This is a genomic window from Epilithonimonas caeni DSM 17710 (genome assembly GCF_000426465.1).
GTDB classification, from domain to species: domain Bacteria; phylum Bacteroidota; class Bacteroidia; order Flavobacteriales; family Weeksellaceae; genus Epilithonimonas; species Epilithonimonas caeni.
On sequence record NZ_AUFK01000017.1, the window covers coordinates 272,056 to 298,549 of the forward strand.

31 protein-coding genes are annotated in these 26,494 nt (G+C 32.4%); 7 read left to right on the plus strand and 24 right to left on the minus strand.

The features are described 5' to 3' along the window. Positions 1–267 precede the first annotated feature (267 nt). The 3 genes from K319_RS21085 to K319_RS0111455 form a co-directional block, all read right to left on the minus strand. Positions 268–1,224 (minus strand): zincin-like metallopeptidase domain-containing protein, encoded by a 957-nt coding sequence (locus tag K319_RS21085; RefSeq protein WP_002977297.1) that lies wholly within the window; start codon positions 1,222–1,224, stop codon positions 268–270. Positions 1,225–1,483: 259 nt separating this feature from the next. After that, positions 1,484–1,909, minus strand: coding sequence for a hypothetical protein (locus tag K319_RS0111450; RefSeq protein ID WP_002977295.1), 426 nt, complete (start codon positions 1,907–1,909; stop codon positions 1,484–1,486). Between the two features lie 73 nt (positions 1,910–1,982). Next, positions 1,983–2,342 carry a DUF6876 family protein gene (locus tag K319_RS0111455; protein WP_002977293.1) on the minus strand — a complete coding sequence of 120 codons (360 nt, stop codon included), beginning with the start codon at positions 2,340–2,342 and terminating at the stop codon, positions 1,983–1,985. 33 nt (positions 2,343–2,375) lie between these two features. Between K319_RS0111455 and K319_RS0111460 the strand changes: the two genes are divergently transcribed. The 4 genes from K319_RS0111460 to K319_RS0111475 all read left to right on the plus strand — a co-directional run bounded on the left by K319_RS0111460 (position 2,376) and on the right by K319_RS0111475 (position 5,411). Beyond that, a complete protein-coding gene (locus tag K319_RS0111460) occupies positions 2,376–2,603 on the plus strand; it encodes a hypothetical protein (protein ID WP_002977291.1) in 228 nt (75 codons plus the stop codon). A gap of 99 nt (positions 2,604–2,702) precedes the next feature. Beyond that, positions 2,703–3,416: a hypothetical protein gene (locus tag K319_RS0111465; protein ID WP_002977288.1), complete on the plus strand. Its 714-nt coding sequence runs from the start codon at positions 2,703–2,705 to the stop codon at positions 3,414–3,416. Positions 3,417–3,546: 130 nt separating this feature from the next. Next, positions 3,547–4,092, plus strand: coding sequence for a hypothetical protein (locus K319_RS0111470; protein ID WP_002977286.1), 546 nt, complete (start codon positions 3,547–3,549; stop codon positions 4,090–4,092). Beyond that, complete coding sequence (locus tag K319_RS0111475) at positions 4,089–5,411, plus strand: hypothetical protein (RefSeq protein WP_002977285.1); 1,323 nt, start codon at positions 4,089–4,091, stop codon at positions 5,409–5,411. The genes K319_RS0111470 and K319_RS0111475 overlap by 4 nt, the downstream gene beginning before the upstream one ends. Positions 5,412–5,457: 46 nt before the next feature. Here K319_RS0111475 and K319_RS0111480 read toward each other — a convergent pair whose 3' ends face one another. From K319_RS0111480 to K319_RS0111520, 10 genes are all read right to left on the minus strand, one after another. Beyond that, positions 5,458–6,144, minus strand: a complete 687-nt coding sequence (locus K319_RS0111480) for a hypothetical protein (RefSeq protein ID WP_002977283.1) — start codon at positions 6,142–6,144, stop codon at positions 5,458–5,460. Positions 6,145–6,195: 51 nt separating this feature from the next. After that, entirely contained in the window at positions 6,196–7,884 is a 1,689-nt protein-coding gene (locus tag K319_RS0111485) for a phospholipase D-like domain-containing protein (protein WP_164720334.1), read from the minus strand. Between the two features lie 233 nt (positions 7,885–8,117). Next, entirely contained in the window at positions 8,118–8,945 is an 828-nt protein-coding gene (locus K319_RS0111490) for a PRTRC system ThiF family protein (RefSeq protein ID WP_002977279.1), read from the minus strand. Beyond that, positions 8,945–9,685, minus strand: a complete 741-nt coding sequence (locus tag K319_RS0111495) for a PRTRC system protein B (RefSeq protein WP_002977276.1) — start codon at positions 9,683–9,685, stop codon at positions 8,945–8,947. The genes K319_RS0111490 and K319_RS0111495 overlap by 1 nt, the downstream gene beginning before the upstream one ends. A gap of 19 nt (positions 9,686–9,704) precedes the next feature. After that, positions 9,705–10,520, minus strand: coding sequence for a hypothetical protein (locus tag K319_RS0111500; RefSeq protein WP_126358622.1), 816 nt, complete (start codon positions 10,518–10,520; stop codon positions 9,705–9,707). A gap of 197 nt (positions 10,521–10,717) precedes the next feature. Then, positions 10,718–10,894 carry a hypothetical protein gene (locus tag K319_RS21525; RefSeq protein ID WP_002977271.1) on the minus strand — a complete coding sequence of 59 codons (177 nt, stop codon included), beginning with the start codon at positions 10,892–10,894 and terminating at the stop codon, positions 10,718–10,720. A gap of 31 nt (positions 10,895–10,925) precedes the next feature. Continuing rightward, positions 10,926–11,144, minus strand: coding sequence for a PRTRC system protein C (locus K319_RS0111505; RefSeq protein ID WP_002977268.1), 219 nt, complete (start codon positions 11,142–11,144; stop codon positions 10,926–10,928). A gap of 9 nt (positions 11,145–11,153) precedes the next feature. Continuing rightward, positions 11,154–11,702: a PRTRC system protein E gene (locus K319_RS0111510; RefSeq protein ID WP_027383749.1), complete on the minus strand. Its 549-nt coding sequence runs from the start codon at positions 11,700–11,702 to the stop codon at positions 11,154–11,156. Positions 11,703–11,711: 9 nt separating this feature from the next. Then, entirely contained in the window at positions 11,712–12,149 is a 438-nt protein-coding gene (locus tag K319_RS0111515; RefSeq protein WP_002977264.1) for a hypothetical protein, read from the minus strand. Positions 12,150–12,164: 15 nt separating this feature from the next. Then, positions 12,165–12,566, minus strand: coding sequence for a single-stranded DNA-binding protein (locus K319_RS0111520; protein ID WP_002977263.1), 402 nt, complete (start codon positions 12,564–12,566; stop codon positions 12,165–12,167). A gap of 1,182 nt (positions 12,567–13,748) precedes the next feature. Here K319_RS0111520 and K319_RS0111540 point away from each other — a divergent pair. Continuing rightward, entirely contained in the window at positions 13,749–14,540 is a 792-nt protein-coding gene (locus K319_RS0111540; RefSeq protein WP_002977259.1) for a hypothetical protein, read from the plus strand. A 54-nt stretch (positions 14,541–14,594) separates the two neighbouring features. After that, positions 14,595–15,689, plus strand: coding sequence for a hypothetical protein (locus tag K319_RS0111545; RefSeq protein WP_002977257.1), 1,095 nt, complete (start codon positions 14,595–14,597; stop codon positions 15,687–15,689). A gap of 62 nt (positions 15,690–15,751) precedes the next feature. Here K319_RS0111545 and K319_RS0111550 read toward each other — a convergent pair whose 3' ends face one another. The 6 genes from K319_RS0111550 to K319_RS0111575 all read right to left on the minus strand — a co-directional run bounded on the left by K319_RS0111550 (position 15,752) and on the right by K319_RS0111575 (position 20,165). Then, positions 15,752–16,543 (minus strand): toprim domain-containing protein, encoded by a 792-nt coding sequence (locus K319_RS0111550; RefSeq protein WP_235696105.1) that lies wholly within the window; start codon positions 16,541–16,543, stop codon positions 15,752–15,754. Positions 16,544–16,610: 67 nt separating this feature from the next. Continuing rightward, a complete protein-coding gene (locus tag K319_RS0111555; protein WP_002977254.1) occupies positions 16,611–17,705 on the minus strand; it encodes a hypothetical protein in 1,095 nt (364 codons plus the stop codon). Next, positions 17,686–18,042 (minus strand): DUF3853 family protein, encoded by a 357-nt coding sequence (locus tag K319_RS20290; RefSeq protein ID WP_002977252.1) that lies wholly within the window; start codon positions 18,040–18,042, stop codon positions 17,686–17,688. Before K319_RS20290 ends, K319_RS0111555 begins: the two co-directional genes overlap by 20 nt. 14 nt (positions 18,043–18,056) lie before the next feature. Beyond that, a complete protein-coding gene (locus tag K319_RS0111565) occupies positions 18,057–18,407 on the minus strand; it encodes a helix-turn-helix domain-containing protein (protein WP_002977250.1) in 351 nt (116 codons plus the stop codon). Positions 18,408–18,611: 204 nt separating this feature from the next. Then, positions 18,612–19,868, minus strand: a complete 1,257-nt coding sequence (locus K319_RS0111570) for a type II toxin-antitoxin system HipA family toxin (protein ID WP_002977248.1) — start codon at positions 19,866–19,868, stop codon at positions 18,612–18,614. Positions 19,869–19,877: 9 nt separating this feature from the next. After that, entirely contained in the window at positions 19,878–20,165 is a 288-nt protein-coding gene (locus K319_RS0111575) for a helix-turn-helix domain-containing protein (protein WP_002977244.1), read from the minus strand. A gap of 148 nt (positions 20,166–20,313) precedes the next feature. On the opposite strand from K319_RS0111575, the gene K319_RS0111580 reads away from it, so the two are divergent. After that, the gene (locus K319_RS0111580; RefSeq protein WP_002977242.1) at positions 20,314–21,132 is read left to right on the plus strand and encodes a hypothetical protein; all 819 of its coding nucleotides are present in this window, start codon (positions 20,314–20,316) and stop codon (positions 21,130–21,132) included. A gap of 5 nt (positions 21,133–21,137) precedes the next feature. Here K319_RS0111580 and K319_RS0111585 read toward each other — a convergent pair whose 3' ends face one another. The 5 genes from K319_RS0111585 to dnaK form a co-directional block, all read right to left on the minus strand. Beyond that, entirely contained in the window at positions 21,138–21,668 is a 531-nt protein-coding gene (locus K319_RS0111585) for a hypothetical protein (protein ID WP_002977239.1), read from the minus strand. A gap of 176 nt (positions 21,669–21,844) precedes the next feature. Further along, positions 21,845–22,516 carry a hypothetical protein gene (locus K319_RS0111590; RefSeq protein WP_002977238.1) on the minus strand — a complete coding sequence of 224 codons (672 nt, stop codon included), beginning with the start codon at positions 22,514–22,516 and terminating at the stop codon, positions 21,845–21,847. 5 nt (positions 22,517–22,521) lie between these two features. Further along, positions 22,522–23,811, minus strand: a complete 1,290-nt coding sequence (locus K319_RS0111595; protein ID WP_002977236.1) for a site-specific integrase — start codon at positions 23,809–23,811, stop codon at positions 22,522–22,524. A 4-nt stretch (positions 23,812–23,815) separates the two neighbouring features. Then, entirely contained in the window at positions 23,816–24,415 is a 600-nt protein-coding gene (locus K319_RS0111600) for a helix-turn-helix domain-containing protein (protein WP_228370502.1), read from the minus strand. 158 nt (positions 24,416–24,573) lie between these two features. Beyond that, positions 24,574–26,466, minus strand: coding sequence for a molecular chaperone DnaK (gene dnaK / locus K319_RS0111605; RefSeq protein WP_027383753.1), 1,893 nt, complete (start codon positions 26,464–26,466; stop codon positions 24,574–24,576). Positions 26,467–26,494 lie beyond the last annotated feature (28 nt).

A 26,494-nucleotide genomic window follows, 5' to 3' on the forward strand; every position in this document is an offset into this window, starting at 1 on the left:
ACATATTCTTATTAATCAGAATTAATAATGAAAAGAATAATAAAATTTGTGGTGTACGGAGCAATAGCGTTTTACATATTTCTGTTTGCGTTTATAGGTAATACCACTGACAATAATAATGCAAGAAAAATATCTCTAACTTTAGTTATTATCGTCGTTGGCTGGAATGTCTTGAAGAATCCTTTAAAAAGATTCTTTAGGAAAATATTTAATAATAATTCTTGACGATAATAGAAAAGGCTGCCCTATGGCAGCCTTATTATTTTATCAAAGTTGTTCAAGAAATTTCTTTGCTTTTTTAGATGATGCAAATGCTTTCTTGATATTTTCCTCACGCTTAGATGTATTTTTGACAGACCAGCTTTTAAGATATCTTACGGAATTGATAAACTCCTTAGTAATTCCAAATTGGAGGCAGATTAGCATACTACCCATTTCTGCAATAAGTTCTTCAAAAGAGTAACTTGTTAAATCTGAATGACCTTTTAATTCTCTTTTTAATCTGCTTTCGTGACCAGTCCAGTGAATGATCTCGTGAAATAATGTAGAATAATATTTATCTTCAGATATAAAATATTTCTTTTCTGGAATTGAAATTATATCTGTTAAAGGCGTATAATAAGCTGTACTAGAAAGAGTTTGCCTAACTGTTAGATTACCGTTAGTAATAATTGAATTGATAAATTCTTCACTATTACATTGTTCCTGAAAATCCAGTACTAGATTTTCCTCTTCAATGACAGTATCAATATTTAGATCGGCTATATTTTCAATCAGTTCAGCATTAAAAACGGTATAATTCTTTAAACAGCTGATCTTATTAATATTTTCTCTTTCATTCACCGACATTTCTAATACTTGTTCTCTGCTATAGATTTTACCCGTCTCTCTATGTTTGTAGATGAAGCTAAAAAATTCAATGATTGTACCTTTTGCTCCTTTTTTTAGTCTGCCACCGGCTTTCGAAATAGAGTTGAATGTCGCATAATCGGCGGTTTGGAAATTATTGATTAAAGCATCAATATAAAGAGCTACTGTGTTAAAGCCTTGATATTGCTTTTTTGTAAAAAGATTTTTCGGCATTTGAAATTGCACATCAGCATAATGTTCCCAGTCCTGCGGATTAACTTTATCAAGGTTTTCGAGTATTTTTAAAATGAATCTATCTTCATTTTTTTCTTGTGAAGAATCTTTTGAATTACTTTTTTTTGTGAATGTTTTCATAATACTTTATTTAATATTCTGACTTTTCTATTGTTTTATGTGCATTCCAAAAGAAATCTGTCATTCAATAAAACCGGAATGAAAGAATGTAATGAAGGCTTTGAAATCTTTTTGTTCGAAGAATTCAGGAGTGTCTGAAATTATAGCTATGCTGTAATTATAGAGACCCAAAAAGATTTTTTGATTGGAGGATGGATTTCTAATTTCGCATAAGAAAACCGAGAAAGTCAGAATATAAAGGATTAGAAAACAATTAAAATTATTCAATCCTTATTGATAATAATCTTTGAAGATGCTGTGATTTTTTCAAATCGACATATTTGATAAATTCAGGTGTCTTTTTGAACTTCTGAAGTGCTCTGATAAACTTGAAATCTGATTCAATTACACTTGAGACTTTTATACAGGCAGTTCCAATATCTCCAAAGCAGTTGCCTATTCCAAATAAGAGAGAATAGTAAGTTTCTGTAGTAAGCGGTCGGTCATAATGGGCTAGTATCTTTTTACCTTCTTCATCTTCATTTAAAAATCTAAGTTCTTCATTGAACATTGCCTGTGTAAAGAAAACACCATAGTCAACGCCATTGAAATTTTCATAGTTCAAATCAAAGTTTTCTTTCAGAAAGTTATTTACTTCCTCAGCTAATTGAGCTTCTTTTAAATATATAATTGAATAAGTTCCCATAAAATTTATAAGTATTCTTAAGTTTGGAATTTGATAAAACGATTACCTATACATCGTGAGGTTTTCATATTATTTAGTGTTCGCTTGGAAGTAATAGTACATTACCCTCTTTCCAGATGGTAAATTCTTCAAAAAAGAAGTCAGAGAATGGAATAATGGCTGACATTAACTGATTTTCATTTCCGTCAGATGCAGAAAGACTAAACTGCTCATCCTTGATTCTTTTAATCGTCCATACTTGAAAATCTTCACTTTGAAATTTTTGAGAAGTCTGATAAGATGCTATACAGTCCAGAAACCAGTAGCACTCTTCTTCATATGCCACATTTTTGACTCCGTCAGTCAATAATATTCCAAAGATGTAGGAATAGTACTGCTCAGTTCCTGTAAACTGATTGTAAAAATCATTAGCTGAGATTTTGGGATTTTTCATAATTGCCAATTTTTTGGGTTAATATTTAAATTGTTGAGAGCAGTTGATATTTTAACAGCATTGTTTTATAATCTACTTTCTCCCTGTTTTTCATTGCTTCTGACGAAAGAAATTCAGATTCAATACAAAACCGCAATGAAGTATGTAATGGAGGCTATGAAATATTTTTGTCCTTCGGATTTAGGAGTATCTGAAAAAAATGGCGCAGCATTTTATTTAGAAACCCAAAAAGATTTTTTTGTACAGAAACTGTATTTATAGTTTTGCAAACCGAAAACACGGAACATTTAGATTATAGCAGGTTTAAGAGAACTATTATCTATACAACAACAGCTGGATATTTACTATATTTGGTAGCATATGTGGATAAAAGAAAAACCTCAGCAATTATTGGATTCAGGAAGTACAACAGCCAATTTTTTATACAAAAAAGGAAAGGTTTATGTGATGGATAATCATCTATGTGCAGCGTGGTGCTGGTTACAGGAAACAGATATCACTAAATCATACGACTTCTATCATATTGACAGACATAATGACCTATTATACCCTATTCCATCTATCAAGGAAGATTTATTAAATGATAATGTTGATCTTGAAAAAATTACATTTGAAGAATATGTTGAACTTAATGAAAATCATCCGGAGGAACTCAATATAAAAGCTCCGTTGTTCCGCTGGGATAATTATATATTAAATCTAAATGAAGTATATCCGAATTTCTTTGGAACTACACATTTTATAACCAAAGAGCCATATCCGGAAAATGAATTTATAGATTGGGAGTATAAGATAGAAGACTTTCTTAACAGCTTACATCATTGGCTGAAAGATTCCAAAAATGGCGGTATAGTAAATTTGGATATAGATTTCTTTTATTCTAACAGTAAAGGCTATTATCAGATTTATTCTGATGAATTGATCAGAAAAGTCGGGAATGTATTAGTTGAAAATATGGATAAGATAGATGTCATTACAATTGCATTAAGCCCTGAATGCTGTGGAGGTTGGGAAAATGCCTTTAAAACAATGAAAATTCTTGACGAAGTACTCGATTTAGGTATGGAAATGTAATAACTCTTAGTTGCAACAACTCTATATTTTTTTGATAACAAAATCAAGATTAAAAGTAGTTTAGAATGACAATTGACAACTAAAACGATTAATTTGTATATTTGGTGAAAACAATAACTTTAATAACTTAATGACAGAACTTCATCTTGATCTTACTTTAGATAAGCTACAAGGCCCACCAAAAGAGCATATAAAAGTTCACAATTATTGGGCTGCTGTTGGACTTGATCGCTATCATAAAGACTCTAAGGCTGAATTTGAATTTACCATTGACGGAAAATCCAGCAAAAACATTGTTACTTGGGATTCCAATTTTTCAAAAGTAACAATGAAGGAGGATAAAGATATTGCTAATCACGGTGGTGTTGCATTGGCTTGGTTTGTAATGTCAGTAATAATGGATTACAAATATGTAGAACAAACTGAAATTGGCGATGGCGTTGACTATAGATTTTCTAAAACTGAACCTGATGATGATGATTTGAATTTTCTTGACGAAGAATATCATTATGTAGAAATATCCGGTATTTTGGAGGAAAACAAATCAAATACCTTAATAAATCGCATAAAAAAGAAACACGAGCAAATTAATAGAGGTTCAAAAAGAGACCAATCATCATCTGTCGTTGTCACACTTTTTGCCAAACCTACAACCATAAAAGAAATTCATAAATGAAACCAAAGTTACAACATAGAGAAGCTATGGATTACTCATTTAAGGCTAAGCAGGCTTTAGATGAAGGTGACTTTGATGCTTCATTAGAACTATACAAAACGGCAGCTAAATTAGAAAGTGAGGTTGCAGATTTCTATTTCGACAAACCAGACCTTGAACCCACAAGGAGTATACTGGTAAGAAGTGCTGCGTTTTTAAATTTAAAAGCTGGACAGATAGAGGAGGCACAAAAGTTTATTTTTTTTGGGTTAACTAACAGTAAAGATGAAGAGGTTAAGGAACAATTGTATGACGCCTTAGAGATTTTAGTTTCTTTAAAAAATATTAATCCTTTTGGGCAGACAAAAGAATATACCTATTTAAGTATTCTTAGACAAAATAGCACACATTATACTATTGAGCCTACCAAGCTTGAATTTGGTCATTCTGTTACTTTAGAAATGATTAAAGACTTTACAGATAATTATTTGAAATCATTAAAGGCATATGCACTTACTAAAGTTAGGCGTTTGGTCAAATTTAGAGATGACAGTATAAGTGAACTTCAAAAAGAAATTGATAGAATTATTAATCCGGTCATCACAAACTCAAGTTATGGAAGTTTTCGATTTTCAATTGCTAATGATTGGATGAAAAGAAATGACGAAGAAAAGGAAATTGTTAATTTAAAATCAAATATTGTTAAAAATTTCCATAATGAAATTTTCATTAATCCTCTTGGTGAACAAGAAATTACCGAAATCAAAGAAGAATTTTCAGAGGAGGAAATAAATGAAATATTCAGGCCATTAGCCAAAATCAAATCAAATAATTCCGGTTACAGCATTGGAGTTTATGACACAGATTCATTTTCAAAAAAGTATATTCCAAAAATTGTTAACAAGCAAAAAAAGGAATTACTTACTACAAAAACATTGTCACAAGAGGATATAGGTGAGCTTGTTACTACAATTGCTCATAAACGTGTTTCTGAAAAAGGTAAAGTTTCAAAGAAAACAATTAGATCGGAAGAATTCAAAAAATATGAAACGACTTTCAAACTAAAGGAGATTGTACCAAAAGACAAACCGTCAGTTTTATTATCTGAGGAAATTCTGATAGATATGTTATTTGATTCAAATATCGGTTTTACATTTTCATTTGACGATTTCAAAATATCATACACTGATATCGAATATCAGAAAGCACTTGACGGATTTAATAATAGTTTTTATTCCAAAATAATTTCATTGATTAAAAAGACTGATTTGAACACTGAAGAAAATGATGACCTAAAAATCATAAGTAGATATATCGGAAATCTTGATGCCTTGAATTAAATAATATCTTAAACTACTTTTTTAAAAAAATCAGTAGTTTAAGTTATTATTTGTTATTGTTTCTCCATAAGAATTCAAATTTCAAAGAATTACTTCTTAATGTGTCAACCGTCTGTTTAAGCTCTTCGCAGTAATCACTTAGTCCAAGATTCATTTCAATTTCAGTTTGAATTTTCCAAAGTGATCGACCTAAGTAATTAATTTCGTTCCTTAATTCAACCATTCTATCTTCGGACATTTTAGAGTTCAAAACAAAATTTGACTCAGAACATACGTAGTCATCACCTGCAAGCACATATTCATTATCATCAGTTTGAATAAATCCTAGTTCGAGTGCCACTTTTTTCGACGCATCAGCAAAAGATTTTCCAATTTGATTTTCTGTGATAGTAATTGTTTGCTCATCTCTATTAATAAATAAGTGAAACAAAACTACATCCTTCATTGAGTTGGTCAAATGTCCATTTTTTCTATGTTCTGGTACAACATACCAATGTAAATCACTATACATATCCAAGACTACAGCTACATAAGTTTTAGTTTCATTTTTAATGAAGTAAAATTTTTTGAATCCGTCTGAAGATGTAATATTATCAGTTATTTTCGGTTTATTTATCCAGACCTTAGCGAAATCTACATTCGGGCTTAAAGGTCTAAGATAAATAACACTTTTTGTTCTCTTACCTTTATTATTTAAATCATCTATTAATTTTTGTAAAGCCTTGTTTGTCATAAGTATTTGGTAACATCGCTATGTAATTAAAAAGTCCCTGCAGCTAGTAAATCAGGAACAGATTAAATCTACAAACATTTTTTTTCTCTTATATTTTAATGCATTTTTATTGTAGAATGATTTTACCCAAGCAAGGTAGTCCGTCTTCAAATGCAATGGATTATCGTTCCCTGAAACTTTTCCCGACATTTCTAAAGCTTTAGATCGCGCATAATAATGATTAAAAATTCTTACAAATTCAGTAAAATAAAGATCACTTAAATCCTTATCACCTCTAATTACCAAAGTATTCTCATCATTATTCAAAATTGAATTATCACTATAATTTGCAGAACCGGAAATGACAATAGGATCTTCACCTAGAGGATCAATAAGTATAATTTTATTATGAATGAAATTTGTCCCTACTCCACTTGGCTTTGCATTCAATAGTAAACCTGAATGTTTTTCTGCGAGCCAATCATATAGACCATCTTTTAAATAAGTTCCATAAATTATTACATTATCATAATCGTTTGAAACTAATGTAGTATGTATAGATCTATTATTATCTAAGATGATGTATTTGAGATTTTCTGTATCTTTAGTTATTATTTCTTTCATATGCTTACTAAAAGAAAATGGAAACATTCCACAAATAAGACTTTTTGAATTATCCATATATTCAGCATACGTTTTAAGAATAGTTTTTTGTTCGCGGGGACTGAAAAATACGGTTATACCCTTGTTAAGATTATCATACAATATATCTTCTTGAATTTCCAAAGTTTGCTTACCTAACACTTCGTTAATTGGATCTTGTGCTAAATATTCCCAATATTGATGAAATTTTTGAGCGACCTCTTCATCTCTGATAATGTGAGCAGCGTTACATTGACCAAAAATTCCTTTTGCTGTTATATTGGTAGACCCCGATAATATCTCAATAGGTTTACCATCTTTCAGCAGTATCATAAATTTATTATGAGCAATATAGCTTTTATTTGCTTCTTCTTTTCTTGGAATTAAAATTTGTCTTGGAATGCCTGCTTCATTTATGGCAAGATTATTTGCTTTCTCCTCTCCTCTGGAATCATAAATTATCTTAACATCAACGCTTCTATCTTCATATGCATCTTTCAATGCTTCTAAAATGGGCAAATATTCAAACTCGTAAAAAGCAGCTCTAATACTATATGTTTCATCTTCAGCTTTTTTGATAAAGTTCAACAAAGCATCATCCAAGCCCTTACCAAGCCACTTTAATGCTCTCAAAGAATTCTCTTCAGATACTCCCTCTGACCAAGGTCTGATATTCCCAAACTCTCTAGCATATGCTAGGCTCCCCGCTACCCCACGGTTAAAATACACTGAGTGTTTTGAAGTACTTTCGTCGGGAATATTAACCTTGATTTTACAGCCAGGTCTATGCTCTAAAAATTTAGGCTTTCCATATACAGGAATTATATTGTAGATATAATCGTAGGTTGATTTTACAGTAAAATCCTCCCACATAAATGATTGGATAGGATGCTCAAAGCTGCTGAATAATTCATTTTTTACTGCGCTCCCAACAGTTTCTTCAAAATATTTAAATCCTTTTAAAAAGTACTTTTCATTTTCTATCAAATCTTCTCTTTCGATAGAAAATCCCAGTAGTCCCTCAGTTTGTTGTTGGGGCATATCAATCGAAAGTATCACTGCTGAAGTTCCTGCAACGCAGGTCACTTCAAGTCCGTTCTCTTTAGCACGTGTTCTCATTGCATTATTGTTTTCAAGGTTAATTACCATAAAGATAATAACAAACTATATTACAATGAGTTAAAAATAAATTAATTTTACAATCATATGATAAAATTTAAAAAGTCCGCAACCTTTTTTTAAAATATTAGGAATGGAATTAGATAGGTATATTTTAAAATGTGGTTGCTCCATATAGGCAAAAATGCGTTTTCGACCATAGGAGAAATTGCATTTTTGCCACCCGATTTCCATCAGGCAACTTTTATAGGCTGTGAGTTAAAATTTTGAAGATTCAGAAAAAATCCCCTGTTTTCGGTCATCCCATTTCGAAATAAATTCCAGAGGAGTGAGCCTCCTAATTGGGCTAAAGAAGAATTAATAAATAAATCCTGTTTCTCAAGTGCTTCTGCCAAACTGCAACTTGGAGTATCATCTACTGTTTCTGACTGTCTCAATAAATCACCGTATTCATCGGTTATAAAAGCAAGATTGGAAACCGTTTCATATTTTTGAGAATCAGGCTGTCTAATATCTCCGATTGTCGAGAGTAATACCTGTCCTGTACATTTACTGTTTCCAAAATCCATCCAATATTTTGCTGTATTACGATGTATATAAGTATCATCCAAAGTTTTTAAAACCTCAGCGATTTCAAATCTTGTTTTCACATTATCGACACAGGAAATAAAAATATTGGCGGTCATATTACTCGTAATCCTGTCCGAAGCGTCTCTTTGAAATTTTCTAGTCTCCGCTTTCCAAGCCGTTCCGAAAAATCGGTTTGTCCTGTTGATTAATGCTGTCGCTTTATTAAGTCCAAGTTCGCTTTCAGCAAAAAGCTGTCTGCCGAGATTTGCTTCTTCTACCCTATCATCATCCCATAACATTACAGAAAGTCCGGGATGATCCATTTCGTTAAGCGCATAATTTATTCTGCCCAAAGCAGTAAGCATCTGCGAACCCGTTCCTCCTGCCCCTATCAGATTTATAGATATTGGGTTTGTCGGCTGAATAAAATTACTATAGGTAAAATGAACTCTTGGCTTATTATTTACAATTGAATTATTTTGAATATTCATTACAGTAGGTTTTTTAATTTAAGATTAGATTTTATAAGCACATCATTTGGAAAATCCTTTCTGTTCTGAACAAGGTCTTTCCAAAGCGAGACACAATTTCCCTTTATAGGATTATGATTGTACATTAAGTGACTGAAATAGGAATTGAAAAAAAAATGCTCCCAAGTAGCCGTAAATTCTTCCAAGGAAGCTGACTTTTTAATTTTAGTATCAACGTTCCCCATACAAACACTCCCGTTATCATAGATGTTAAAAAATGGTGCGTGATATAGCGAAGTCTCTTCTGTTGGTCGCTGATTGTAATCAACAGCAAATATCTTCAAATGCAGTTTATCAGCACACCAAATTAAGGATGGTACTTTCGCTGTACCATTTGGTATTTCCAAATCCTTAGAAAAATATAATTCTCGTTCTGAAAATTCTGTGTACCAAATCACTTTTGCATTTTCTGAATTGTCGATGAGTAAAATATTAGAAGAAATAATTCCCTGTGGTTTAAGAAATTCTTTTTCTCTGCAATTTTGAATTTTAAGTCTTTTTGCTAAATATTTAGCTTCGTTGGTTGTAAGTGGATGTGCATTAATGGGACTGCCATCTTCATCCATATCAAAATATTCAACGTACATATCAGAAAGCTTATCATCACTTTCGTAGAAAACTAATGCTGATTTTGGATGATAAAGATTTTCAAAATCTTCTGTTACATCTTTTGCTTCAATATTATTATTTTTTCGTTTCATAACTAATTCGAGTTAAGATTTATAGACTTGAAAAGTCGCCAAGTATTCCTGCAAGCTGATTAAGAATTTCAAAAACTTCACTTTCAAAATCCAGACTGTTATCTGAAACTTCTTTCCCATCAAAAACTTTGAAAACAATAGGTTCTTGAATTTCAGCATATTCATTGAATTCATTATTTACACTATCGATAATACTTTGATATGCCCATCCTCTATCATCAGCAAAAAATGAAATGTATTTATCCATTGAAATAACGGCTTCATCATTTTCATCGTAATCGAATTCATCATCATTAGAGAAGTCCTTATTATTATTAAAATGTATGTTTCTATAGATGCGTTCTTCGGGAAATTTGCTGTATAAGGAGAAAGCTTTATTAGCAAGATTCAAACATTCAACATCAAAACTATCTTTTGCTTTAAATGAAGTTACACGCTGTTGAAAAAATGACAAATTATTGATAGATGCAATCTTCTGCTCCATAATATCACCAATTAATTCAGCCTGTTGTAATTGCTTTTTATATTCACAATTTTCATCCAATTCTTCATCTTGGTCAATCCAGTCGCTTAGCATTTCATATAACCAAAATAAGTATGAAGCTTCCTGTCTGTAATAAGGAATATCAATAATCCGATACAGATAAGTGCATACAGAAAGTAGCATTTGAGCTGTTTTTCTGTATTTCTTATGATGAAGCATATTATGAAGAGGAACGACAGGAATATAGTAAAGAGTCATTCCTGTACTGATTCTTTCTTCGCTCACAAAATATAGGCAGTTACCTTTGTGCTCCAATTTAATATCCTGCCAATTTTTGATACTCGTTTTCATTTGCTTTCGGCAATGATTCAGAGATAGTGAGATGTTATATGGAAATTCAAAATCTTTATGATCAGATTGAGAAAGATTATAATGCTCTGACATTTGGGAAAGGGATTTATAAAAATCCCTCTCCAATTTTATTGTTTTTGATTTTGACAAATTTGATGTTGTGCTACATTCTTTAAGCTTTGGCAGAAAAGCCGTTTTCAGAAAACCATTGGTATTTGTGCCAATGGGACAGACTTTCTCTGGTCTTTCTGTACTTCCGAACTGTCTTTTTCCTGCTTCATCCATTTCATAAAATCGCCTACCTGCTGATGAACCTGTTTTTGTTTTTTTTCTTCCGGAATTACTATTTTTCCTTTTATAATATTTTGTTGCATTCATCTTAATTTTGATTTAATTCATAAACTGTTATCCTTTAGTTCCCATTACACTTTCAAATTGATATTGAATAGTGTCATCTTTAATCAGAGGAGCGGAAACCTTTGCAGTGGTAAGAATTGGATAATTATTAGCATAAAAATTCATCACTGCTTCTACACTCCATTTTGGTTCGGGGTCTGTCAGGCGAATATCCTGTCCATTATCTTTCAGAATGAAAACCCGTTCTAATTGTGTTGCGAGTAACATAATCTATATTTAAATGTTGGAAATTTCTTGTGGTTCTTGTGGCTCGGAAAAAAGACTTGGAGCAAGATGGACTTCATATTGTTCCTGCTTTTTCCTGATGTTATCTGCCTTATCGGGATAATCTGAAATTTTAGGTAGAGCAGACCACGCATCTTTATATTTGCCCTCCTTTTCAAATTGCACTGCCTTTTGTAAGGATTCAGTAAATTTTTTATCCTTTGTTTCCTTTTCTTTTTTCTCCTTATCACTTTTCTCCTTTTCCATTGCAGATTTCTTCTTGGCTTCTTCCATCTGTTTCATAAAGCTTTCCATATTTACCATTAAACCCGAAGCAGTCTGTAATGGTGTGCCTACCGTTTCAAAGAATCCGTTATCAAGCTCTTCTGCTGTTCCCTTTAAATTAACAGGTGGAATCAATTTTCTTGCTTCGTCTCCACACTGCTCATTATTGAGCAATATGGATAGAACAAAGCCATTTTCTTCTGTTGGTCGAAGTATCAACTGCAAGTCACCTTTTAAATTAAGTTTGGCGAGTTGTCTAAAAAAATTGGTCTGCATAGCTTTCAATTAAGTTGTCTGTGTTAATTCGTTCAGAGAAAATTGGAGAGTCCAATATTCAGTACCCAAATGCTTTTCAAAAGCATTATAAATGGCAGTACCATCAGTAAAAACCTGCATCTGATAACAGTTTAATACAAAATCCAATGGTTTCAATTGACTGATTTCTTCTTCATTAGTTTCCACGAAAAACATATCATTGTTTTGAAACCAATCTTTAATTTCAGAGAAGCTTTCATCCGTAAACCTAAAAAAATCAACTGCTTCATCTTTATAATTAAGCCATTTGAAAAAAGTATCATTTTCAAAAGGTTTTACAGAGTCCAATCTTTCAGTACATAATTCTCTCCATTGTTCAGTAGTATGAATGATTGCAAAATCACTAAATTCATTTGAATCGATGGATTTGATAAAAAGATAATCTGTAGGAATTTTTGATATTTTCATTGTTTAAATTTTAAATTAAAATGGTAAATCATCATCCTTATCTCCGACTAAAGCACTTGCTGTTTGTGGTTTGGCTTCGATGGTTGAATTAGTATTAACATCCGCCTTACCTCCTCCTCCGTGAACTTTAATAAATGATGTGAGAAAATTTAGACCCGAACGAATCTCTCCATCTTTTCCTATCCAAGCACTTGCACTTGGTTTTCCTGTCAGCTCTACCAAAGTACCTTTGGTAAGAATTTTAGCTACATTAGAACTAATCCAGTATGAACAGTTATAAAATGTGGTCTGTTCTACTCTATCTCCTTGTTTATTTTTAAAGCTATCATTTATAGCTACTGAAAAATTAACAACTTGTCTGTCATTTGCTAATGCGTTAACTTCCGCATTCTTTGTAATTCTGCCTACGATGTTCATAATAATTGAATTTAAATTGTTTAAAATTATTTTCGTTTTCTAAAAATTTCTTGAGTGAATTGATTTGGTATCGAGGACACTCGGTTTTCTCTATTGTTTTTCCTAATTGGAAATGATTATTTATATATTTTTTTGATATTTCCGAAGATGTCAAAGAGCATAAGTTGAATTGATTTGTATAACTGAGGTTCCGGTTTTTCTTTGCTTATGACCATAGAAAAAGAGCAGGCGCATAAAACCCAAGGAAAAAGAGTCACTAATTATATTTATTTTCAGGGCTTGAAATATTTTTGTCCGAAGGATTTAGGAGTTTCTGACAAATTATCGGAACTGGTGTAGAAAATTTTTTAGATACCCAAAAAGATTTTTTTGTGAGAAAGCCTCTTTTCTACATTTGCAATTGTAAAAACAAAAACACAGTTATTAAATCAACTTATCAATTTACACTGGTGAATAATATCAAACTAATTGCAATACATATTGTTTACAATCGGTTTATTTGTAAAGATGTAAAGACATAATTTTTGTACTAAAAGATTATATTTTTTCTTTAAAAGCAAAAGCTTAAATTCCTTTTAGAGAAAAAAGAACTTTTATATATTTTTAGAAATACTTTTACTGTACTCCACTATTATCCTGCAGCAGCTGTTTGAGAGGATTTTAAGAATGAGTGTGTTTCCGAAAGATAGATGATCGCTTTTCCGAAAAAGAGATCAGTGCTTTTCCGAACATCAATCAAAATACGAATGAGTGCGTTTCCGAATTTTTCAATCCAACATTCAGTATTTATCCACAATTATCAAAATTTCGACAATGTAAAGAGTTCGTTTCCGAATCTAATAGTATAAAAGAGATAATTTTCGTCCGACTAGTTGGGTTTAGGAGCGCTTTTCCGAAATATCCAGAGTGCTTTTCCGAAATAAAATGAGCGCCTTTCCGAATTGAAGAATTTGCTTAAACCGATTATACTTTTAAATGACATAGTCATAGGCGACAAAATAAACTCAATGGTCACATATGTTCAATTCTTAATCATAGATCGCCTTGAATAAAACTTTTGAATATTCAATTATGACTTTTTACAATCATAAAAGTTCACTCCGCCATTTATAACAATTAGTTTAATAGCAGTAATACGGTTAAATATGAATTTTGTAAAATAATTTAACAAAAGAATTACTGATGAAAAACAACTTTTTTATGCTGCTTTGTTTCTGTGTTAATTCATTTCTGTTTTCTCAGGTAGGAATCAACACCTCATCTCCTGAGACTACTTTTGAAGTTGTAGGAAAAGCAGAAGACATCAATCATTATGATGGAATTCTCCCCCCACGCATTACGGGAGATCAGTTGCAGAAAAAAACATACAATTATTCAAAGAAAGGTGCTGTTATATTTGTCACCACTGCACCATCAAACTTATCAGGTCAGGTAGCTGATATTACAGAGCCAGGGCTATATTACTTTAGCGGATATTCGTGGAAATCTATATCCAATCAAAAGGAACCAATAGAATATAGAATTATTCTGTCATTTGATAACAGCAATGATGATGTTCTGACAGAATCATCAAAGTGGTCTGAGCCTCTTAATCTTTCGTCTGACAAAAATGTTTACTTAACATCCTCAAAACATTATTCGATAGGAACAAAAAAATATGGAGGCTTTAAAGGCTCGGTAACTTTAAGGAAATTAGAAGGGATAGTGAATATAAAATTTGAAATTAGCAGAGCATCTGATGCACCTAATGTTTTAGATGATGTTTTATTTGATATTTCGGGAATATGCAACGAAATCGGATACTTTCCTAAAGATATAGTTTTTATGCAAAATGAAAATTCAACTTATGTAATTCCGGTACTGCTTCAAAATAATACCATATATATTATTGCAGGAAACTTAAATATGATAAACTCAAACGCCACTGGTGAAGTGCAAGGCTACTCAAATTGGATCAAACCTCACTCCAAATAGCTATACCACAAAAGTAGATTCTAAAAACATAGTGAACTATAATCAAATAACAAAATGAAAAACAACTTTCTAAAACTATTTTTTTTATTGATAAGTGCCAACTTTTTCTCACAAGTCGGTATCAATACTCAAACGCCTAAAGCTACCTTAGAAGTAGTAGGCAAACCAGATGATGCCAATCATTTCGATGGGATCATTCTACCAAGAATTAGTGGAGATCAATTGGCAACAAAAACTTACACTACAGCACAGAAGGGAGCAATAGTTTTCGTTCTATCACCTGCCACCAATTTATCAGGGCAATCTGTTCATCTTGAAAAGTCAGGTCTATATTATTTCGACGGTCAAAAATGGGTTCCATTACTTCAAAGTGATCCATTGGAAGTTGTCTCTCAAACAGGTAATACTTCCACGCTGGAACTTATTGTAAAAAATAATCTGAAGCTTGATTTTGATCAAAAAGAAAATTATATCATCGGTAAATCTAGAAGCACTATCGCCGGTGAATACAACTCAATTTTTGCAACGGACTCAAACATAACTTCCGGAAAAGGGAATTCGGCCAGTGCCTATGCAATGTCTCAAGGAGAAATTACTGGAAAACTAAATTATGGAGCGGGGGTATCAGCACTAAATGGTATTATTAATGGAACAATTTCCGGAAACAGGAATATTGGAATCGGTGCAGGAGCAATGTCATATATCACATCAGGCAATGATAATATTTCTATAGGATATCTGTCGGGTACAGGCAATAGAACTGGATCTAATAATGTTTTTATTGGTGTCGGTGCAGGAAGCCCCGCATCTGGAAATAGAAGTATTAGTAATAAGCTGGCAATTCATTCAACACCAGTAACCACCAGTTCAACAAATTTTTGGGATAGCATTACAAACAATTATACAGACTATAAGTTTGCGCTAATCTCTGGAGATTTTTCTGAAAGATGGCTCAATATCAATGGAAAACTGAGTGTTACACCTTCACAAATGCCCGATGCAGACGGAGATCCAGCTTACACCAAAAAAGTTGTAGCCAAAGCGGATGGCAGCTTTGGTTTTGCAACTGAAGTAATTCCTATTCCCCCATCAAATGGAACCTTTATATTAAAAAGTGTGAACGGAGTGCCAGGATGGGTTACTCAATAAGATTAATTTCAAAATGAAACCGCTACTATTAAGTAGCGGTTTTGTCTTTACTGAAAACATCATCACCTTATCAGCCACTGATTCACATCTTTATAATGTTGGTACATCCAGGAAAAATCTTCAACATTTTTATAGCTGTTGCGGATCTGCTCTACGACAGTTTTTCCCGTTTTATCATTATCAAGAAATAGAGATATTTTTTTGTATTTCTTTAGTATTTTATCTCCCGCTAAGAGCATCGATGTTGAATTAAAGACTAAATAATCTGCATCTGAAGAAAATTTATCATCTTCTATCGTTTTATATGACAAATAATCAAAAAAGCCCTCAAATACAACAATTTCATTATTTTGCTGATTTCCCTTCTTTATTAACGTCACATCTTTTGGTCCGAGGCAGATTTTAGAATATTTATTACGGACTTCAATACCTCCTGAATTATTAAAAAAAGCAATCGCAAAATAATATTTATCTTCTATTTTGTAATGGATCTCTTTGATAAGACTTTTACAATTCAAAACTCCCCTTGACTTAAGATACTCTAGCAACGCAGGATGCTCGACATCGATTGTTTTTAAAACATTATAAGTAAAGCCATCATTTGTTTCAACCACATTATCTATTGTAGGCGAAAAATCAAGCTTATTTAAATATTCAAGCGCTGTTGAAACATTACATTTATTAATAGCTTGAACTATTGATATAACATCATATATTTTACCTGTTCCAAAATCAAAAGCTGTATTCTTAATGAAATCTACAGACAGGCTGGCTGTTTTCTCTTGTCTATCTAATGCAAAATAAAATGCTGTTCTTTTGTTTTCTTTTACAGGGAATAGACCATAGGATTCCATAACCGTCCTGATACTGACGTTTTGTTTTATTTGCTCACAATTCATTGTAAATAAAATATTAGATTAATTAAAAAATGACGGGATATCCATCCGGAAGAAATTTTCCCATTCTTGTGTCCCGGTAAAGTTCTATCATAAGTTGTTGTATCTCCTTTAAAAATACCTTACCACTAAAATCAGAGGATCGTAGTTTTAATTTTCTATTTTTTTTGATAAAGTAATTGTAAGATTTCTCTATCAGCTCTCTTGTCTGTAATATATTTCGATAATGATATGCGAACTGCAGCATTTCCTGCTCCTGCAATCTGTACCTTTTTTTAAAATAATTAATTCGATAGGTGATGAACAAGTGTTCGCTATCTATATTCAAATCTGCTTCCTGAATTTTTTCAGTGGAATATGGATGAATTGCAATGTTTTCTCCTTTGCATTTGAAATTAAATGACACTGTACTGTATTTATCGAGACTGCCCTTAACCTGTTTTAAAAATTTAAAACAAAAATCATTTGCTGTTCGATAATTTAAGTCAAACTTCGAATTAAATGTTGACAGTTTCAATACAGTGCCAGTTGATGGAAGTTTAGCCAGCCAAATTGCAAATATGATATGTTTATTATTTTTAATATTATACACCAACTGATAAAGCATATAATTATATTCCGGTATTACAATTAATTTCTTCAGCCAATAACTGCTGATAAGAAAAGATGTGTAGCCTCTTTCATCGTAGGTTGGTGTTGATATAAGTCCTGCAAAAGTTTTGATTTCCTTACCTTTTCTATTCTGGGACTTATACCATCCCATCTTAAATTTTGCTAAAAACTCATAGGCATTAATTACCTGCTTTGTTGAGCCACTGGGAGAAATTTTGCTATTCTTAATTTTAAGCAGGGCGAAAGTATTATTTTCAGTCTCAAAATCATCATCGAACAAAGAGAGTTGCTTCGGACGATCTTCAGGTCTGAATTGTTCATTACTTATAATAGAGATTATATTAAATATAACCCTTAGCGCATTGATGGGAATGTTGGCGGCTTGACTATTTTCATCAAAGATAAAATCATCAACAAAATGGTTGCCTATTCTTATACTCTCAGGAATTCTTTCATTTTTAAATTCCTTGCGAATGATTTTCTGACTGCTATCTTGTAACGACATCATCTTTTTCTTTATTGCAGTTTATTAGTTCATATTCATTGTTAATTAGAACTAAAGCTCTCTCAACGTCCAGGACAATTTTTCGCCCCTCCTGAGTGATCGCATCTTTAATTTTACCGCTCTTTTTTAATCTCATAGCAGATGAAATACTGCAATTAAATAACTTGGCTATACCTTTAAGACCATACACATACTTTTCATCAATTATTTTATTTTGCTGCAAGGATCTCTTTGTACGATTTGTTATATAAATATTTTCATATTTAAATAAACTTACTAATTCCTCCCCGGTCATTTGCCAAATAAGCTTTTGCTTTAGTTTATTAATTTCGTTAGACATCGATCGCATTTTTATTAGTTATGTTGTCTTCTGCGATTTTTCTTAAAATCCGCTTCACATTCCTCGGTAATTTCCTGCAAGGTCTTTTTCTTGCCTTTAGAAATCCAGTTCAGTATTTCTTCTTCAAAAAAATATAGTTTCTTACCGTTTTTGTAGCATGGGATTTTTCTTTCTCTAACAAGAGTGTAAATGGTTGGTTTCGCTTTACCGATTAAGGATGCTACTTCATCTATTCCGATTGGAATTTTTTTGAGAGGTATAACAACATCTTCTTTTGATACCAGATGCTTTATCTCAGCAAGTTCACGAATTAAGAAGGCGACTGCTTGTGGTAAATTTTCAAATGAAATATTTTGCAAATCCATAATACTTGATTTTAATTATTATGGTGCAAATGAAAAAAGTGTTTTCGCTGTGTTTGAAAAACACGACGAAAACACTTAAAACACTGTGTTTTTGTAATCGATATTAAGCAATAAGTTTTTACCTACTGTTGAAACTTAATTTTTATAGCTCATTCTAAACGTATTAATCAATTAAAATTTATTTACTAAGATTATTTTAAAAGATTAATTTTCAAATGGTAAAAATGCAGATCTCATACGCTCTTGTTCAGATCTGGGTATTCCAATCTCGCTAGCAATACTTTCCCATCCTCTTACAACCGAAATGACTTTTTCAATGATTTCATCCATTTCATTTTCGTTCAGTCTAAATTGAGCGCCCACTTCCTTAGCAAGTTCAAGATCCAAAGCATTATTATCTGTATCAATATTTAGAGCAAGTCCTTCTTTATCCACAGACGGATTAATGTCATAGGCTGGTGAAAGTATCCATCCTTTTGGGGTTAAAATAAATCCGTGATTTCTAAGGTGATCATCTGTGTTTGATATACAAATACTAAACACGATTCTTCTCCATAATTCCTTCAAATTATTGTTAACATCAATACCGTAGTTCGTAATAAAATCAACGATATCAAGGTAACTTGCAGTTGAATCTCTTAATTTTTCTTCATTGTTTCCTGTCATAGTCATAGCTGACGAAAAATGAATTCTTCCGGAGTTTGTTCTATCAAATCTTTTGGTGAAAAATGTATGATAGCTGTTACTTAATTTTTGAATCTTTGTTTCTGACATATTAATTCCGGCATCAGTAGCTAATCGGTATGCCAGATATTCCCACGCTGCCTTATCAATTGTATCATTTTTTGAAGGAAATTTAGCAATCCATAAATTTTTTTCCTGATCCATAACATTAGCTTTCGGTCTTGCACCCCCTAATGAAGATCCTGGAACTACAAGCAGTGCTAATAACCTTTTCATTTTAGGCTCATCTTCATTTTCAAAACTTTTCACGGCTGCCTCCAACTCTCTTAATGATGACCAGGGTGGTGTAGGGTTATTCTCATCATCATCTAAAAAATTTCCATCTATTGAAGTCTTAAATCGCAGAGCACCCATCCTTGTTTGGTCATACACTCCTAATAAATAATCCAGATCATAAAGTTTCTTTTCTTTCTCTCCAGTTTCTTTGGCTACCTGAATAGATTTTCTTTTCATTAGTGTTCTTCCCCAAGTATCAGGCATACTATCCATAAAAACACCAAAATTTTCTTTATTGGTTGGATATTGTGGACCTCCAAACAACTGAAGATCAGGATCTATTAAATTTTGACCCGCACTTTTAATCCACTCTTTATCATATTCAAAACTAAAGGACTTTTTTCCTTTACCCTGATGAGCTGACAAAATCCCCATTAAATGAGGACCTTGAAGGTCAATCCAATCTGCATATACAAATATGTCAACTTTAGTAGATTTCATTTAATTATATTATTTCAGTAATTCTAAATCTTGCAATTTTCTTCCAAATTCATCATCAGATCCAAGCTTTAAAATATCATCGCTAAGACCCAATACTCTCAAAACATTAAAATATGATCCCATTGCCACACTTGGATCACCTTTTTCAATAAGATGTAGTGTTGAACGTACAATTCCGGCTCTCTCTGAAACCTGCTCTGTAGTTAATTTTCTTCTTTTTCGAGCAAGTTTAATATTCTCTCCCATTTGTTCCAGCAGAGCCAAATACTTGGGTAAAATTATTTGTTTCTTTTTCATAATGTCCGTTATTTCATACAAAATTACACATTTTGTATGAAATAACGGACATTTTAAATAAAAATCTCCTCCATTTGACTTTTCAAATAAAAAAGACTAACTTTGTATTATTTCTTATGTATACATAAGTAAATAATACTACGTACTAATGAATTTTGAAAAGATTGTTGATGCTTATATTGCTGGTAGTCCTCACAGAAAGGCTTTAAATAAAAAGGAATTTGATTATTTGGTACAGGAAATTTCGAGTTTTCGCAAATTCAAAAAATTAAGTAAAGAAATTAGCGAATACATACTTCAAAAACATTACACCTTAGAACAAGATTTATATATTTTCAATGACTCCAATCCTGAAGTTGTTGACTTGGTTTATGCGTATAACAAATATACACACTTTAGCCACCATTCAGCACTAATAATGCATCAAATAAGTACTATTGAAAACAACGCCATCTATTTATCAGAAGAGATCGATAGCATTTCCAGTCCTAAAAACACCTTAACTCAAGGAAATATAGATTTAGCTTTTAGTAAACCTCAGAGAGTCACAAAAAATATAAAGCAATTCAGAGACAAAACATTTTACTTTCTTAAAAATCAAAGCAGTACTACAATGGAAACCTTCATTAATGGAGTAAAAGTTTCAAATCTTGAAAAGACACTTATAGACTGTACTGTAAGACCACTATATTCCGGTGGAACAAAAAATATCCTTAATGCATTTGCTATGGTAAAGCAATTAATTGACGCAGATAAATTACATCATCATTATAAAAAATTATCATTTGTATATCCTTATCACCAAGCTATTGGATTCTACTTGGATAATGCAGGTTATAAAGAAGAGTTTTACAGTAAATTTCTGGCAATGAATAGTGATTATGATTTTTACTTAGACTATCAGTTAACTTCACCTCAGTACAATCCGAAGTGGCGAATCCATTACAATGAAGACATTATCCAATAAAAAAATTACTTATAATTTATCTTTATCTTTTCAAGGAAATTTCTGCACACTTCAAAGAGTTGAAAGATATTGTTTGCTTGGATAATACTATGTCTTTGCTGAAAAAGAGTTTCTCTAAATGATTCTGCATCAAAGACTGCATCAGATGGATCTTTTGTCAGGGCTAAATTAACGCTGATACCAGTTGTCAAATCGTTGTTCAAAATACTTCTGATATCAACAAGGGGCTTTAGATAAAAATTTAATTCTCCAATACGCCCCTGACTTTTTGAAAAAGGGAGATCGTGATTTTTGCCGAGTACATCCATATACTCTGTTAGACGAATCCTCATTAATTCTTTCTGCCTCTGAATATCAGTATAAGATATAAGTTCTTTCTTTATCGGGTCAATTTCACTTTCGATCCGTAAGATTTCGTTTTTGGTCACTTCTATATCAAAAAGAGGATTATCTAATTTATCCTGTTCTATAGATAGCGAATTTAATTTACCTTCAATTTGTTGCAGTAAAAAAGGAATATTCTCTACATTCTTCATTTTATGTAAAATCTATTTATGATAAAATTTCTTCTAAAAAAATTTAACTATTAATAATGTATTATAATTTTTTGAAATATTCCCGACATTTAAGTTCGTAAATGGATAGCTTCAGAAATATTAGTAAATGCTCAATAATCGCTACGACTATGCAAGGAGTTAAGATATTTATTATACTAAAATTTTAAATCTCTTTTTATTTTAATGATACCTTTTTCATCATCATCTTTTAAATGACTTTTAATTGAGTCCGTTTCAACATCTTTTAGTGAATGTTGAAAAACTTCTTTTAAAAACAATGCTACTTCATATTGATTTCGCCTATCAAAGTGCTTCCAAATGTTCCAGCCAAAATGATACAAATCCATATTAGATAATTTGTGAACCCTTACAGGGCTAAAATTTTCTATTTTTTCTTTCTTAGCATACTTTGTAATGTAGCTGCATAGGTTTTCTAAATCATTAACAGATGTGTATAGCGCAAATTGCTCCTTTGTATATCTTAATGCAATCTCAAGCTTATTATCGAACTTTACAACTTCTTTAAATTTTAAATCTTCTTTAATATCAGCAATAGTAACAGGTCCAGAAAAGAATTCATTAACCAAAACTAGATTTTTTCTTTTAGTAATAATTCTGCTTATAATTTCATAGATAGTATGCAAAAACAATGTTAGACCTGAATAAATAACAACACCTACGAAAATCACGACTATAAAAAAGATATTTGCCGTAAATTCATCGGACCCTTTATCGATAAAATATGTTCTGACTTGAGTTCCTAAAAGGATACATACCACTATAATGGGTAAATACATACATATTAATTCAAAATTTTTGACTTTCATATTTATTAGTTTGCTTGTATAATTTCTTGGTTTTCTTCTAAAATATTTTCATCCAGCTTAATAGCTCCAGCTGCTCTATTTTTCAGTTCATCAACTACTTTAGCATAAACTTGAGTTGTTGTAACTTTACTGTGTCCAAGCATTTTACTAACTGTATAAATGTCTGTTCCTAAAGAAAGCTGCAATGTTGCAAAAGTATGTCTGAAGCAATGAAAAGTTATATGCTTTGTTATTCCAGCTGATTTGACCCATTTTTCGAGAGGTCTCGAAATCCAAGAGCTATCTTGTAAATTTTCAAATACTAGCTGTTCGGGAAGTCTCGGAGTTCCGCATAAATGAATTGCTTGTTCAGAAATCGGTGTATACTCGACTCCTTTTGTTTTCTTTTGTCTAAATTGAATTTTGATTCTATTTGACTGAACATCAATTTCTTTCCACTTAAGCCTTTTAATATCACAATGTCTTAACCCTGTCAGTGCAGAAAATAAAGATGCTCTTTTCAATTCATCATTTTCACAAGGAGTATTTACTAAAAGATTAAGTTCCTCCAAAGAGAGATGTTCACGGAAAGATTCTTGCTCTCCAATACCTTTAATCTTTGCTGATAAGTCAATTATAAAATAACCATCAATAAAAGCTTGGGAAACTATTGCCTTAAAAATAGAAAAGTACGTTGCAGCACTATTATTTGAAAGAATTCCTTTCTTTTTTCCGCGATAGGGCGCCGATAAAAGATAAAGCTTAAAATCATCAGCAAAACTCAAATCAATTTTTGAAAATCTTAAATCATCTCCGGAAAACTCTATAATAAATTCAATTAAACACCTCCAGTTAGTTCTAATTGAATCAGAACTATTATTTGAGCCGTGTCTTTTCTTTAGCAACCTATTACAGTAATCTATAAATTTTTCTTTTTGTTTTTCTTGCAATTCGGCCTTAATAGCATCGCTATCACTATACAAGTCGACATTATCATATTCTTTTTGGCGTAGTTTACGAATTCCATCAGCATATAACATTGTCTCCCTGTCACGCTCACTCTTACAAACTATAATTCCATTATCATCACGCTTTGGTTTAAAGGCTTTTGTCCCGTCCTTTAGGTTAGTTCTGCTTGTTCTTTTTTTATCCCATTCAACCGTATAAACAATTCTATTGAGATACTCCCTAGAACGTTGCGGTTTATTTTTTCCAGCAATAAATACAGGATAACTCTCCAAATAGACATACCATTCATTTCTATCCTCAGCTTTACGCAATCTAACTGTAACTTGAGTTTTTGAAAGTTGTTTCATAAGCTTAATCTATAGTACCATTATATAATTTGTCAATCTCGCTTTTTGGAGCATAAACATAATTACCAATTTGACGGGTGGGAATTGAGTACTTTCTGATATGCTTGTATACACTCGTATCGTGTAACTGAAATTTTTTGGAAATCTCACCAATAGTATAGCAATTCTCTTCAGAAAGATCATACAAGTTAGGATTAGAATTTTTCTTTTCAATCTTTTCTTTAGATGCCGGAGGAAACATTTCTTGCAAAACTTCACGATTTACTTTTATTAAACGAGTTCCTTCATTAATAGAAGGTATTACATTTTGTTTGATAAGTCTATAAAGTGTTCTTTTTGCAATGTCAAAGAGTAAAACAGCTTCAGGGACTGTCAAGAGAATTTTATCTAAAGGAATCTGATCAATCAGTTCTTGTCTTTTTAATTCTAATTTTTCTTGACGCTTTCTTTTCTGGTAAGCATTTTTTATACACTGCTCACGACAATAAAATGAAGTTACTGTCTTAGGTATAAATTCCTGCGAACAATGCAGACATTCTCTTTTAATCCTTTTAATCATACATATAGAAAAACTAAAGGTAAGAAAAAAAATCTTAAGTGCCACATCTTCTCTGCTTAAGTGCCGGTACAAATATGGTACAAATGTGTAATAAAAAACACTTAAAAAAGCACAAAATCAAAAATCTTTGAAAAAACAAAAATCCCCACAAACATACGCCTGTGGGGATTTTCTATATTTTGTTAATTAATATTAATCAATAACTACTTAACTTCTTCAAAGTCTGCATCCTGGACATCCTCTGTTCCGTTTGCATTTCCTTGAGACTGCCCTGCATCTGCACCTTGAGCCTGTTGACCTTGCGCATACATTTCTTCTGAAGCTGCCATCCAAGCTGCATCAAGAGCTTCGGTCTTAGCTTTCACATCATCGCTGTTTTTAGCTTCAAAAGCGGTTTTCAATTCTGCGTGAGCAGTTTCGATTGCGGCTTTTTTGTCTGCAGATAATTTGTCGCCAAATTCTTTCAATTGCTTTTCTGTCTGGAAGATCAATCCGTCTGCTTTGTTGAAGATCTCAACTTCCTCTTTCTTCTTAGCATCTGCTGCAGAATTTTCCTGAGCTTCTTTCTTCATTCTTTCGATTTCCTCATCAGAAAGACCTGAAGAAGCCTGAATTTTAATAGACTGCTCTTTTCCGGTTCCTTTATCTTTAGCAGAAACGCTCAAGATCCCGTTTGCATCGATATCGAAAGTAACTTCGATCTGAGGAACTCCTCTTTGTGCCGGTGGAATATCTGTCAGGTCAAATCTACCAATCTCTTTGTTATCATTGAACATTGGTCTTTCCCCCTGTCCTACTCTGATGCTTACAGCCGGCTGATTGTCAGAAGCTGTAGAGAAAATTTCAGATTTTTTAGTTGGGATAGTCGTGTTCGCTTCAATTAATTTAGTGAAAACAGATCCCATTGTTTCGATACCCAAAGAAAGCGGCGTAACATCCAACAAAAGAACGTCTTTTACATCTCCTGTCAAAACCCCACCTTGGATAGCTGCCCCAATGGCTACAACCTCATCCGGATTAACGCCTTTTGAAGGTTTTTTACCGAAGAATTTTTCTACTTCTTCCTGGATGATCGGGATTCTTGTAGAACCACCTACCAAAATTACTTCGTCGATATCTGAAGTAGATAAGCCTGCGTCTTTCAATGCTTTAGCAACCGGTTCCATAGAACGTCTTACCAAGTCTGCAGATAACTGCTCGAATTTAGCTTTAGTCAAAGTCTTAACCAGGTGTTTAGGGCCTGTAGCTGTAGCTGTAATATAAGGAAGATTGATCTCAGTTTGAGGAGAAGAGGACAACTCGATTTTAGCTTTTTCAGCCGCTTCTTTCAATCTTTGTAATGCGATTGCATCAGATTTCAAGTCAACACCTTCTTCAGCTTTGAATTCGTCTGCCATCCAATTAATGATTACATCATCAAAGTCATCGCCACCTAAATGCGTGTCCCCGTTTGTAGACAACACTTCAAAAACGCCATCTCCTAGATCAAGGATAGAGATATCGAAAGTACCACCTCCTAAATCGTAAACTGCGATTTTTTGGTCTTTGTGAGATTTGTCCATACCATAAGCCAAAGCTGCTGCCGTAGGCTCATTGATGATTCTTTCCACTTTAAGACCTGCAATTTCTCCGGCTTCTTTAGTAGCCTGTCTTTGAGCATCGTTAAAGTAAGCCGGAACAGTGATCACTGCTCTTGTCACTTCTTGTCCAAGATAATCTTCAGCAGTTTTCTTCATTTTCTGAAGCGTCATTGCAGAAATTTCCTGTGGCGTATATTCTCTGTCGTCTATCTTTACTTTCACTGTATCGTTTGGTCCAGGAACTACTTCATAAGGAACTCTGGAAATCTCCTGAGCATCTTCTTTGAAGTGTGTCCCGATAAATCTTTTGATAGAATATATCGTTTTCTTTGGATTCGTTACAGCCTGTCTTTTTGCAGGGTCTCCCACTTTTCTTTCTCCATCTTCTGTAAATGCCACGATAGAAGGTGTTGTTCTTTTACCTTCTGCATTAGGGATAACTACAGCATCTTTACCTTCCATTACTGCAACGCAAGAGTTGGTAGTACCTAAGTCAATTCCAATTATTTTACTCATTTTTATATGTTATTTTTTGTTATTATTA

Bases quoted from the DNA above. Each gene is read 5' to 3' on its own strand.
- K319_RS0111570 (WP_002977248.1), bottom strand. From the start codon at position 19,868: ATGAAATCTACTAAAGTTGACATATTTGTATATGCAGATTGGATTGAC.
- K319_RS0111475 (WP_002977285.1), top strand. From the start codon at position 4,089: ATGAAACCAAAGTTACAACATAGAGAAGCTATGGATTACTCATTTAAG.
- K319_RS0111585 (WP_002977239.1), bottom strand. From the start codon at position 21,668: ATGAAGAATGTAGAGAATATTCCTTTTTTACTGCAACAAATTGAAGGT.
- K319_RS0111480 (WP_002977283.1), bottom strand. From the start codon at position 6,144: ATGACAAACAAGGCTTTACAAAAATTAATAGATGATTTAAATAATAAA.
- K319_RS0111505 (WP_002977268.1), bottom strand. From the start codon at position 11,144: ATGTTACTCGCAACACAATTAGAACGGGTTTTCATTCTGAAAGATAAT.
- K319_RS0111580 (WP_002977242.1), top strand. From the start codon at position 20,314: ATGAATTTTGAAAAGATTGTTGATGCTTATATTGCTGGTAGTCCTCAC.
- K319_RS0111500 (WP_126358622.1), bottom strand. From the start codon at position 10,520: ATGAAAACGAGTATCAAAAATTGGCAGGATATTAAATTGGAGCACAAA.
- K319_RS0111590 (WP_002977238.1), bottom strand. From the start codon at position 22,516: ATGAAAGTCAAAAATTTTGAATTAATATGTATGTATTTACCCATTATA.
- K319_RS0111555 (WP_002977254.1), bottom strand. From the start codon at position 17,705: ATGATGTCGTTACAAGATAGCAGTCAGAAAATCATTCGCAAGGAATTT.
- K319_RS0111595 (WP_002977236.1), bottom strand. From the start codon at position 23,811: ATGAAACAACTTTCAAAAACTCAAGTTACAGTTAGATTGCGTAAAGCT.
- K319_RS0111495 (WP_002977276.1), bottom strand. From the start codon at position 9,685: ATGAAACGAAAAAATAATAATATTGAAGCAAAAGATGTAACAGAAGAT.
- K319_RS0111470 (WP_002977286.1), top strand. From the start codon at position 3,547: ATGACAGAACTTCATCTTGATCTTACTTTAGATAAGCTACAAGGCCCA.
- dnaK (WP_027383753.1), bottom strand. From the start codon at position 26,466: ATGAGTAAAATAATTGGAATTGACTTAGGTACTACCAACTCTTGCGTT.
- K319_RS0111510 (WP_027383749.1), bottom strand. From the start codon at position 11,702: ATGCAGACCAATTTTTTTAGACAACTCGCCAAACTTAATTTAAAAGGT.
- K319_RS0111465 (WP_002977288.1), top strand. From the start codon at position 2,703: ATGTGGATAAAAGAAAAACCTCAGCAATTATTGGATTCAGGAAGTACA.
- K319_RS21525 (WP_002977271.1), bottom strand. From the start codon at position 10,894: ATGCAACAAAATATTATAAAAGGAAAAATAGTAATTCCGGAAGAAAAA.
- K319_RS0111575 (WP_002977244.1), bottom strand. From the start codon at position 20,165: ATGAAAAAGAAACAAATAATTTTACCCAAGTATTTGGCTCTGCTGGAA.
- K319_RS21085 (WP_002977297.1), bottom strand. From the start codon at position 1,224: ATGAAAACATTCACAAAAAAAAGTAATTCAAAAGATTCTTCACAAGAA.
- K319_RS20290 (WP_002977252.1), bottom strand. From the start codon at position 18,042: ATGTCTAACGAAATTAATAAACTAAAGCAAAAGCTTATTTGGCAAATG.
- K319_RS0111550 (WP_235696105.1), bottom strand. From the start codon at position 16,543: ATGGAATCCTATGGTCTATTCCCTGTAAAAGAAAACAAAAGAACAGCA.
- K319_RS0111490 (WP_002977279.1), bottom strand. From the start codon at position 8,945: ATGAATATTCAAAATAATTCAATTGTAAATAATAAGCCAAGAGTTCAT.
- K319_RS0111485 (WP_164720334.1), bottom strand. From the start codon at position 7,884: ATGAGAACACGTGCTAAAGAGAACGGACTTGAAGTGACCTGCGTTGCA.
- K319_RS0111515 (WP_002977264.1), bottom strand. From the start codon at position 12,149: ATGAAAATATCAAAAATTCCTACAGATTATCTTTTTATCAAATCCATC.
- K319_RS0111545 (WP_002977257.1), top strand. From the start codon at position 14,595: ATGAAAAACAACTTTCTAAAACTATTTTTTTTATTGATAAGTGCCAAC.
- K319_RS0111450 (WP_002977295.1), bottom strand. From the start codon at position 1,909: ATGGGAACTTATTCAATTATATATTTAAAAGAAGCTCAATTAGCTGAG.
- K319_RS0111455 (WP_002977293.1), bottom strand. From the start codon at position 2,342: ATGAAAAATCCCAAAATCTCAGCTAATGATTTTTACAATCAGTTTACA.
- K319_RS0111565 (WP_002977250.1), bottom strand. From the start codon at position 18,407: ATGGATTTGCAAAATATTTCATTTGAAAATTTACCACAAGCAGTCGCC.
- K319_RS0111540 (WP_002977259.1), top strand. From the start codon at position 13,749: ATGAAAAACAACTTTTTTATGCTGCTTTGTTTCTGTGTTAATTCATTT.
- K319_RS0111520 (WP_002977263.1), bottom strand. From the start codon at position 12,566: ATGAACATCGTAGGCAGAATTACAAAGAATGCGGAAGTTAACGCATTA.